11 protein-coding genes are annotated in these 9,876 nt (G+C 57.9%); 10 read left to right on the top strand and 1 reads right to left on the bottom strand.

The genetic code is table 11. From position 1 onward, the window contains the following. The 5 genes from DHN55_RS19990 to DHN55_RS19970 form a co-directional block, all read left to right on the top strand. Positions 1–343 (top strand): zinc-binding dehydrogenase (locus DHN55_RS19990; protein WP_337660591.1); only part of this gene is annotated, 343 nt, incomplete at its 5' end. Beyond that, positions 340–795: a YaiI/YqxD family protein gene (locus DHN55_RS19985; protein WP_108883298.1), complete on the top strand. Its 456-nt coding sequence runs from the start codon at positions 340–342 to the stop codon at positions 793–795. The genes DHN55_RS19990 and DHN55_RS19985, both read left to right, overlap by 4 nt. A 190-nt stretch (positions 796–985) precedes the next feature. Continuing rightward, a complete protein-coding gene (kynU, locus tag DHN55_RS19980) occupies positions 986–2,179 on the top strand; it encodes a kynureninase (RefSeq protein ID WP_443111143.1) in 1,194 nt (397 codons plus the stop codon). Next, positions 2,179–3,018, top strand: coding sequence for a tryptophan 2,3-dioxygenase (gene kynA, locus DHN55_RS19975; RefSeq protein WP_108883297.1), 840 nt, complete (start codon positions 2,179–2,181; stop codon positions 3,016–3,018). Before kynU ends, kynA begins: the two co-directional genes overlap by 1 nt. 15 nt (positions 3,019–3,033) lie before the next feature. Then, positions 3,034–3,882, top strand: a complete 849-nt coding sequence (locus DHN55_RS19970) for an alpha/beta fold hydrolase (RefSeq protein WP_108883296.1) — start codon at positions 3,034–3,036, stop codon at positions 3,880–3,882. Here DHN55_RS19970 and DHN55_RS19965 read toward each other — a convergent pair. Then, on the bottom strand, positions 3,841–4,755 hold the full coding sequence (locus DHN55_RS19965; RefSeq protein ID WP_108883295.1) for an EamA family transporter: 915 nt from the start codon (positions 4,753–4,755) through the stop codon (positions 3,841–3,843). The genes DHN55_RS19970 and DHN55_RS19965 overlap by 42 nt on opposite strands. Before the next feature lie 141 nt (positions 4,756–4,896). Between DHN55_RS19965 and fghA the strand changes: the two genes are divergently transcribed. The 5 genes from fghA to DHN55_RS19940 all read left to right on the top strand — a co-directional run bounded on the left by fghA (position 4,897) and on the right by DHN55_RS19940 (position 9,874). Then, positions 4,897–5,745 carry an S-formylglutathione hydrolase gene (gene fghA / locus DHN55_RS19960; protein WP_108883294.1) on the top strand — a complete coding sequence of 283 codons (849 nt, stop codon included), beginning with the start codon at positions 4,897–4,899 and terminating at the stop codon, positions 5,743–5,745. A gap of 182 nt (positions 5,746–5,927) precedes the next feature. Further along, a complete protein-coding gene (hflK, locus tag DHN55_RS19955) occupies positions 5,928–7,046 on the top strand; it encodes an FtsH protease activity modulator HflK (protein ID WP_108883293.1) in 1,119 nt (372 codons plus the stop codon). After that, complete coding sequence (hflC, locus tag DHN55_RS19950) at positions 7,046–7,924, top strand: protease modulator HflC (RefSeq protein WP_108883292.1); 879 nt, start codon at positions 7,046–7,048, stop codon at positions 7,922–7,924. Before hflK ends, hflC begins: the two co-directional genes overlap by 1 nt. A 14-nt stretch (positions 7,925–7,938) precedes the next feature. Beyond that, positions 7,939–8,118: a DUF2065 domain-containing protein gene (locus DHN55_RS19945; RefSeq protein WP_337660590.1), complete on the top strand. Its 180-nt coding sequence runs from the start codon at positions 7,939–7,941 to the stop codon at positions 8,116–8,118. 220 nt (positions 8,119–8,338) lie between these two features. Further along, the gene (locus DHN55_RS19940; RefSeq protein ID WP_337660589.1) at positions 8,339–9,874 is read left to right on the top strand and encodes a Do family serine endopeptidase; all 1,536 of its coding nucleotides are present in this window, start codon (positions 8,339–8,341) and stop codon (positions 9,872–9,874) included. The last annotated feature ends 2 nt before the right edge of the window (positions 9,875–9,876 follow it).

Below are 9,876 nucleotides of genomic sequence, written 5' to 3'. Positions count from 1 at the left end.
GGCTGATTACTCGTTTGAGTGTGTCGGCAATGTCAACCTGATGCGCATGGCTTTAGAGTGTGCCCACAAGGGCTGGGGTGAAAGCATCATCATCGGTGTTGCAGGTGCGGGCCAGGAGATATCCACGCGTCCGTTCCAGCTTGTCACCGGCAGGTCATGGCGCGGCACGGCGTTTGGCGGCGCCAGGGGCCGCACCGATGTGCCGAAGATCGTCGACTGGTACATGGACGGCAAGATCGACATTGATCCGATGATCACCCACACGCTGGCGCTGGAGGACATCAACAAGGGCTTTGACCTGATGCATGCCGGCGACTCGATCCGTGCCGTCGTTGTCTATTGACCGCCATCTATGTTGATGCCGATGCCTGCCCGGTGAAGGCCGAAGTAACCCGCGTGGCAACCCGCCACGCGGTCAAGGTGTTCATTGTGTCGAACGGCGGTATCCGGCCTGATCCCGATCCGCTGGTTGAAACGGTGATCGTGCCGGACGGGCCGGACGTGGCGGACATGTGGATTGCAGACAGGGCAGGCAAGGGCGACATCTGCATTACTGGCGATATTCCGCTGGCGGCGAAATGCATCGAAGGCGGTGCCTGCGTGGTGAAACACAATGGTGAAGTGCTGGATGAGAAGAACATCGGCCAGATATTGTCGATGCGCGACCTGATGACCGACCTGCGCGCCGCCAACCCGCTCAATCAGGGCGGTGGCGGCAAGCCGTTTTCCAAACAGGACAGGTCCAGGTTCCTGGACGTGCTGGAACGGGAACTGCGGCGGGTCAAATTACTTTAAGTTTGAAGTATTTTTCCAGACGTGGTATGTGCATCCTCGGGCTGACTATCAGCCCGACCCGAAGTGCAACCGAAAGCGAGCTCGCTCGCTTGTTCGCGGCGCAGGCTATAAAAGCTGAGCGTTGGAGAGGCACTTTTTCGCTCAGGCACAAATATCCGGTATGATTCCCCAAGAGCGCGGGAACGCCGCTGTGAGCGAGGTCGACATGAGAAAGCAGCATTTTCACCTGCCTGAAGGTATCATCTATCTGGATGGAAATTCGCTTGGTCCGTTGCCGAAGAAGGCTGCGGAGAGAATTGCGCAGACCGTGACGGGCGAGTGGGGCGATCTGCTGATCAAGGGCTGGAACGAGGCCGGATGGTTTTATCAGCCGGCGGTGCTGGGAAACCGGCTGGCACCACTTATCGGTGCGCCTGACAACAGTGTCGTGCTCGGCGACACGCTGTCCATCAAGGTCTATCAAGCACTGGCGGCGGGGTTGAAAATGCGCCCGGACCGGACGGTCATCCTGTCTGATACCGGTAATTTTCCCACCGACCTGTACATGGCTGAAGGACTCATCAAGCTGATCGACGGCGATATCGAGCTCAAGGTCGTGCCGCCGGAACAGGTGGAAGACCACCTGGACGAGAGTGTTGCAGTCATGATGCTGACCCAGGTTGATTACAGGACAGGACGCCTGCACGATATGGCGTCACTGACCCGCAAAGCCCATGACGCAGGTGCCGTGGCGTTGTGGGACCTGGCGCATTCTGCAGGTGCGCTACCGGTGGACCTTGAAGGCAGCAGGGCGGAATTTGCGGTTGGATGTACCTACAAATACCTCAATGCAGGACCGGGTTCACCTGCCTTCATCTATACCCGTCCCGATCTTGCCGACGAAGCCGAACCGGCCCTGTCGGGCTGGATGGGCCACGCATCGCCGTTTGCTTTTGATATGGGTTATCAGCCTTCGCCGGGCATTGAACGCATGCGGGTGGGCACGCCGCCGGTGCTGCAGATGGCAGCACTCGATGCGGCACTTGATGTCTGGGAGGGGGTCTCGATGCACGAGGTGCGCGCCAGGTCCATCGAATTGTCGGAGCTGTTTATCCGGGAAGTCGAAAGCCGTTGCCCGCAACTGACACTGGTCAGCCCGCGCGCCAGTGAAAACCGGGGCTCTCAGGTCTCGTTCGCTTTCGAGGAAGGCTATGCCGCCATGCAGGCTCTGATTGCAGCCGGAGTGATCGGCGACTTCCGCGCACCGGATGTCATGCGCTTCGGATTCACACCGCTCTACATCGACGCCGAGGATGTGCTGAAGGCCGTGGCTGTCCTGGAGGATATCATGACCAACAGGACCTGGGACCGGCAGGAGTTCAAACAACGCGCGGCGGTGACCTGATGAGCGATCAACCTTACAGTCCTGCTGACGAGGGCGCCGAGATGAACTTCAGCGCCAAGATGAGCTATGTCGATTATCTGAACCTGGATCAGATACTGGCCGCGCAAACGCCGCTGGGACAGACACACGACGAAATGCTGTTTATTATTCAGCACCAGACGTCGGAACTGTGGATGCGGCTGGCGCTTCATGAAATGAATGCGGCGCGTGCGGCCATTCATGACGACCGCTTTCCACCGGCATTCAAAATGCTGGCGCGGGTATCCAAGATATTCGAGCAGCTCAACAATGCCTGGGACGTCCTGCGCACAATGACACCTAGCGAATATACGTCCTTTCGCGAAGACCTGGCGCAATCATCAGGGTTTCAGTCCTGGCAATACAGGCTCATCGAGTTTGTGGTCGGTAACCGCAACCATGCCCAGTTGAAACCGCATTCGCACCGGCCGGACCTGATCGAAATCCTTGAAACAGAACTTGCCCGCCCGAGCCTGTATGACGAAGTAATTGCGGCCCTCAGCCGGGCGGGTTTCGACATTTCTGCGGATGTCCTGAACCGGGATGTCCGGCAGGCATACCAGCACGACGTGAGTGTGCAGGCCGCGTGGAAGCAGGTTTATGAAAACCCGCATGACCACTGGACGCACTATGAACTCGCCGAAAAGTTGGTCGATTTTGAAGATTATTTCCGGCGCTGGCGGTTCAACCATGTCACGACGGTCGAACGGGTGATCGGATTTAAACGGGGCACCGGCGGCACTGAAGGCGTGTCCTATCTCAAGCGCATGCTGGAAGTGGAACTGTTTCCCGAACTGTGGCGTGTCAGAACCGAGTTGTAGGGTCAGGACCCCCGGATGAACCAGTTTCAAATCACCGACTGGGACGATGCCTATTCGAACGCGGCTCATATTCCAGACAGCGATCGCTGGCCCGGCGAATGGATTGAGCTTGCGGCCCGTTATCGCGCAGACGCCAGGTGCGAACTGGATATTGCCTATGGCGATCACGCGCGCCAGGTCTACGATTTGTTCCTGCCTGAAGACGAACCGGCAGGCCTGCTGGTGTTCATCCATGGCGGCTACTGGCTGGATTTCGACAAGAGCTATTGGTCTCATCTTGCAAAGGGTGCTGTTGACAGCGGCTGTGCCGTGGCCGTGCCGTCTTACGTTCTTTGCCCTGAGGCCGGTATCGGCGACATTGCCAGCATGGTTGGCGCCGCCATCCGGCACGCCGCGGACAATATAACAGGACCCCTTGTCCTGACCGGACACTCGGCCGGCGGACACCTGGCAGCCAGCATGGTGTGTGATGGGTCGCCGTTGCCGCTCGAAGTCCGGCAGCGGATTGTTCACACGGTTTCCATTTCCGGCCTGCACGACCTGCGGCCACTGCTGAAAACCCAAATGAATGACCGGCTGAAACTGACTGACCGGGAAGCAACGCAACTCAGCCCTGCATTAAAGACGCCCGATCCCCGGTGCAGGCTTACTGCGTGCGTAGGTCAGGCGGAACGTCCGGAGTTTCTGCGCCAGTCTCAGCTGATCGCCAATGTCTGGCGCGGCCTGGGGGCGTGGACGCAATGCATTATTGCGCCGGACCGGCATCATTTCGACGTGATTGATGGATTGTGCGACCCGCAATCGCTGCTGGTCAAAACAGCCTTAGCTCACTTGCCGCTCGCGCCACCAGACATACAGGCCTGACGCGATGATGATGGAAATGCCAAGCCATTTCCAGGCGTCGGGCACATCCTGAAACACCAGATAACTCAGAATCGTGGCGGAAACGATCTCAAGGTACTGAAACGGTGCCAGCACGGAGGCCGGAGCGCGTTTGAAGGCGTGGACAATCATCAGGTGGCACACGGTTGCAATGACGCCGACGCCGGCCAGCATGATCCACTGCATCGGGCTGGGCCAGACGATGGCGAGAATGGAGATGCCGGCTGCCGTGCCGGTACCGGCGACCAGCGCCAGGAAGATGAAACCGATCACGCCGGAGAAAAACTGCATGGTGAGGGCGTCCTCGGTTGCCGCCAGTTTCTTGGTCAGAAGCAGGTAGGTTGCAAACAGGAACGCGGTCAGGATGGGCAGCAGGGATACCGCACCGAACACTTCATAGCTCGGCTGGATGACGATCAATGCGCCGATGAAACCGACCACGACGGCGCAGCGGCGGCGCCAGCCGATGTGCTCTTTCAGGAACACGGCCGACATGATGGTGAGGATCAACGGTTCAACAAAGAAAACCGCAATGGCGTCGGGCACCGGCATCCAGCGCAGGGCGGTGAAGAAACTGGTGACGGCGGCGGCCATCAAAACGGCGCGGATGACGTTCAGCCCAATGCGGTTCGGCAGAAAACTGCGTCCACCCTTCAGCCACAACAGGAACGGCAGGATGAGTAGCGCCTGAATGCCGAAGCGCCACTGCGCGACCTGGATACCGTTGATTTCCTTCGAAACCAGCTTGCCGAGTATGTCCATGGACGGAACGACGAGCATGGCAATCGCCATCAGCGCCAGGCCGCGCGAAACGGTCGCCTGGTCGGGGGTGAGAGATGTGGATTGCACAGACATGGAAGACCCGATCGTTGCTGGGGAGCAGGCCCCGCCGCAAGGTGTGCGAAAACGGCGCGGGACGCAAGCATTGACGGTGGCGCCAAAATCATGCGGGGTATGCACAAATGGGCATGCTTTACTGAAACGGGGTGCAGCTATATGACAAGTATCGAGATCGAGAGCCGGAACGTCTGCTTTGGCGGCGAGCAAATACAGTTTTCACACGCCAGCACTGCCTGCAATTGTGAAATGACGGCTTCCATTTTTCTTCCGCCGCAGGCGGCGCATGCAAAAGTGCCTGTGCTGTGGTGGTTGTCCGGCCTGACCTGTACGGATCAGAACTTCGTGACCAAGGCAGGCGCCCAGCGCTATGCGGCTGAACACGGTGTGGCGATCGTGACACCTGATACATCGCCGCGCGGCGACGGTGTTCCCGATGATCCTGACTCTGCCTATGATTTCGGACTTGGCGCGGGGTTCTATGTCAATGCCACCCAGGAGCCCTGGGCGAAACACTACCATATGTACGACTATGTCACACAGGAACTGCCGGAAGTGGTGGCGGTGGATTTTAATGCCGACATTAACAGGCAGGCCATATCCGGACATTCGATGGGCGGTCACGGTGCGCTCACCATCGCCCTGAGAAACCCCGGGAAATTCCGGTCCGTATCGGCGTTTTCACCAATAGTATCGCCCATGAACTGCCCCTGGGGCCACAAGGCGCTGGGTGGCTATCTGGGCGACGACAAGGATGCATGGGCTCAACATGACGCCTGCGCCCTGATTGCACAGGCCGGTGAAAAATTGCCGATCCTGATAGACCAGGGCGATGCGGACGATTTTCTCGAGGGTCAGTTGAAGCCCGGGCTCATAGAAGTTGCCTGTGCCCAGGCTGATCATCCGCTGACTTTGCGCATGCAGCCGGGCTATGATCATTCCTATTACTTCATTGCCAGCTTCATAGGCGATCATGTGGCCTGGCATGCGCAGGCGCTGACGCGCTAGGTGCTGGTGCCTGAATCAGGCTTATGATCAGGTTTGCGGTGGCTGATTAGCAACTTGTAATCTGGCAGGCGGGTTGATCCATGGACTTGACGTCCGCGTTTGCCTATACCAACTAAGACAGACTGAGGGTCGACTGTTTGCAAGGGTCGGCAAAAGCCCAATGACAAGGATACGAGCACAACATGCCATGGAATAAAAAGGGTGGCGGCGGCTGGCAAGGCGGCGGCGGAAACGGCGGCGGCGACGGACCGTGGGGACAAAAACCATCCGGCGGTGGTGGACCACGCGGCGGCGGCGGTCCGGGAAATCCTCCTGATCTGGAGGATCTCATCCGCAAAGGCCAGGACAGGCTCAAGACCGTTCTGCCACAAGGTAGCGGTGGCAAGAGCCCGTGGATTATTGGCCTGATTGCCGTTGGCGTATTGTGGTTTTTCAACAGTTTTCACACGGTCGAAGCAGAAGAGCAGGGACTGGTGCTGCGGCTGGGCGAGTACAATCGCACGGTTACGCCGGGTCTGAGGTTCGCCGCATGGCCGATAGAGACCATGGAAAAGCTTCCTGTGGAAAGCGTCAGCCAGATCGATTTTGGTGGCAGCGACCGAAACTCCAGCAACTTGATGCTGGCGGGCGATCAGAACCTGATCAATGTTGAGTTCAAGGTGCAGTGGAAGATCGGCGATCCGGAGCAATACCTGTTCAATGTTCGCGACCAGGAGATGCTGGTTCGCACCGTATCGGAAAGTGCGATGCGTGAAATTGTTGGCCGGACACGGGCGGAAGATTTCCGTACCCAGGGCCGCCTGGACGCGCAGGCCCAGGTTCGTGAGCTGATTCAAGCGGCTCTTGATTCCTATAAGGCCGGTATTTCCATTCTGGGTGTCCTGCTGGAACGGGCCGATCCGCCACCACAGGTGGCCGATGCGTTTGAAGAAGTGCAGCGTGCCGAGCAGAACCAGAACCAGTTCATCCGTGAAGCCGAGCAGTATCGTAACCAGGTGCTGGGTAAGGCTCGTGGTGAATCATCCAAGATCGTCGAAGACGCAAAAGGCTACACAGCCCGCGTTGTCAATGAGGCGGAAGGTGAAGCGCAACGTTTCAACTCCATTTTCGCCGAGTACTCCAAGGCCAAGGACGTGACCCGCAAGCGTCTGTTCCTGGAAATGATGGAAGGCGTCATGTCGAATACCAACAAGGTGATCGTGGAAGGCAATTCCGGCGGTCAGGGCGGAACCGGCGTCGTGCCGTATCTGCCATTGCCGGAAATACAGAAGCGTCAGCAGTCTTCGGGGAGTAACCAGTAATGGGCATGTTCAAGTCATTCGGATTGGTTGTTCTTGCAGCGCTTGCGTTTCTCGTCTGGTCATCGGTGTTCGTGGTTGACGAGCGGGAAAAGGCCCTGGTCACCCAGCTCGGTGAAATCCAGCGGGAAATCGACGAGCCGGGTTTGTATTTCAAACTGCCGGTCCTTCAGGAAGTGATTCCCATCGAGGACCGTATCGTGTTCTTCGAAAGCCCGGACAAGGAAGTCCAGGTGGTTGATAGCCGGCGGTATGTCGTTGATACGGTCACCATGATCCGCGTAAACAATCCACGCCGGTTCCGTGAAACCGTTGGCGCATCGCTCAACCGCGCCAAGGACCGTATTGAAACCCGTCTCGATGCTGCTCTTCGTCAGACTTATGGCCGGCGGTCATTTGATGCAGCTCTTTCAAAAGACCGGGCAGCCATGATGCGCGAAATTCGCGACCAGGTGCGCCTCGAAGCAGAAGCGCTTGGTATCGAGGTGGTTGACGTGAAAATCCGCCGTACCGATTTGCTGGAGCAGGTTTTGAAAGACACCTATGCTCGCATGAACGCGGAACGGTTTGCGGAAGCTGCGGAACTTCGCGCCATTGGTGAGGCGCAGGCGACGCGCATCAAGGCGGAGGCTGACAGGCAATCGGTTGAGTTGATGTCTAAGGCACAGCGTGAGTCTGAAATCCTGCGCGGTGAAGGCGATGCAACCCGGAACAAGGTGTTCGCGGAAGCCTTTCAGCAGGACCCTGAGTTTTTCGCATTTTACCGTTCCATGCAGGCCTACACAAAGAGCCTGTCGAACAGCGACACGACCCTGGTACTGAAGCCTGACTCCGAGTTCTTCAAGTATTTCGGAACTCAGCAGTCGGCACCGGGCAAGTAGTGAATGAACTTGTGATGGCAATAGGGCTGGTCTTCGTTATCGAAGGCCTGCTCTATGCTGTTGCACCTGGTCGTCTCAAGGATCTTGCCCAGATGGCAGCCCGGTTCTCAGACGACACGTTGCGCAATTTTGGCCTGGCCTCGATCGGCGTCGGAGTTCTGATTGTCTGGGTGGCCAGGAGCTTTCTGGCATAGAGCCGGGATGTGGCTGAGATTTCGGCAGAACCCGTGTCTGTTTTTGTGGAATTTGTTCGTTGGGAAACAGGGTCACGCAATCGTTACGATCCGTGCTGGGCGGTACTTGCGTAAAACAGCTTATGATGTCCACAATCGGGTTCCAAACTGTCGTGCAGGTCCGCTACAAGTTCAAGGCGACCATGACGACAAGCATTCACTTCAGGAGAGTATGTACTCAATGACCGGCAGAGCGAGAACAAAAGTAGCAACACGGAACGCCAACCTGGCGGTTCAGATGATGACGCGGGTGACGTTGTTCGCCTTTGTGGTGCTGGCCATATGGGCGCTTGGCATGCAGGCGGCGCGCGCGCAGGGTCCGGCTCCCGTTGCTGATCTGGCCGAGCAGCTTTCTCCTGCCGTAGTAAACATCTCGACCAGCCAGAAAGTATCAGGTTCCGACGGCGTACCGGTTCCGAACGTGCCGGAGGGAACCCCGTTCAGGGAGTTTTTTGAAGAATTTTTCAAAAAGCAGCAGGAACAGGGCCAAACACCCCGCAATCGCCCCAACCGGCCGCGCAATGCAAACTCGCTGGGATCGGGTTTTGTGATTGATGCCGGTGGTACGGTCATCACCAACAATCACGTGATTGACGGTGCCGACGAAATCGAGGTGATCTTCAACGATGGCCGCCGGCTGAAGGCGGAACTGGTCGGCAAGGACGCCAAGACCGATATTGCGGTGTTGAAAGTCAAGTCCGACACACCTTTGCCGTTTGTTGAATTTGGCGACTCCTCAACACTTCGGGTCGGTGACTGGGTCATGGCGATCGGCAACCCGTTCGGCCTTGGCGGTACAGTGACGCTGGGCATCGTTTCGGCGATGAACCGCAATATCAATGCCGGGCCCTATGACGATTTCATCCAGACCGATGCATCGATCAACCGCGGCAATTCAGGCGGGCCGCTGTTTTCGATGGACGGCAAGGTTGTCGGTGTGAACACCGCCATCATCTCGCCGTCAGGCGGGTCGATCGGCATCGGTTTTTCAGTGCCCAGCGCTACGGCGCGCAATGTCATCGACCAGCTGATCAAGTTTGGTGAGACTCGCCGCGGCTGGCTTGGTGTACGCATTCAGAACGTCACTGATGATTTGGCTGAAAGCCTCGGCCTGGAAAAAGCCCACGGCGCCCTGGTGGCAGACGTGACTGCAACCAGCCCGGCTGAGAAAGCCGGTATCAAGGCCGGTGATGTGGTGGTGTCGCTGGACGGTCGGGAAATGAAGGACAGCCGTCAGTTGTCGCGTGTCGTCGGACAGCTCGCACCGGACACCACGGTCAAGGTGGGCGTGCTGCGCAAGGGCAAGCCGCTGGACATCGAAGTAACGCTGGGCCGGCTTGAAACAGGCGAGAAGCTTGTTAAGGCGGCCGACAGCAAGAAGGCTGCCGAAGCGTCAGGCGCGGCGGAAATCGAGATTTTGGGTCTCAAGGTCGAGGAAATCAGTGACGAACTGCGTACAAAGTTCAAGGTGCCGGAAAAGGTGCAAGGTGTGATTGTTGCCGAAGTTGCCGCAGATGGTGCTGCTGCCGACAAGCAGTTGCGCCCGGGTGACGTGATTGCGGAGGTCGGTGATGTCAAGGCATCCTCGCCGGCTGAACTGTCCAAGGCCGTTGAGGCCGCGGTCAAGGCCGGTGACAATTCAATCCTGATGCTGGTGCTGCGAGCCCAGCGCAACTTTGATCCGCACTTCATCGCCTTGCGGCTGAAGAAAAAGTAACC

Origin of the sequence: Anderseniella sp. Alg231-50 (genome assembly GCF_900149695.1) — a bacterium.
Taxonomy (GTDB): Bacteria; Pseudomonadota; Alphaproteobacteria; order Rhizobiales; family Aestuariivirgaceae; genus Anderseniella.
The sequence above is the reverse complement of the archived record's forward strand: the minus strand, read 5'-3'. Positions and strand labels throughout refer to the sequence as shown.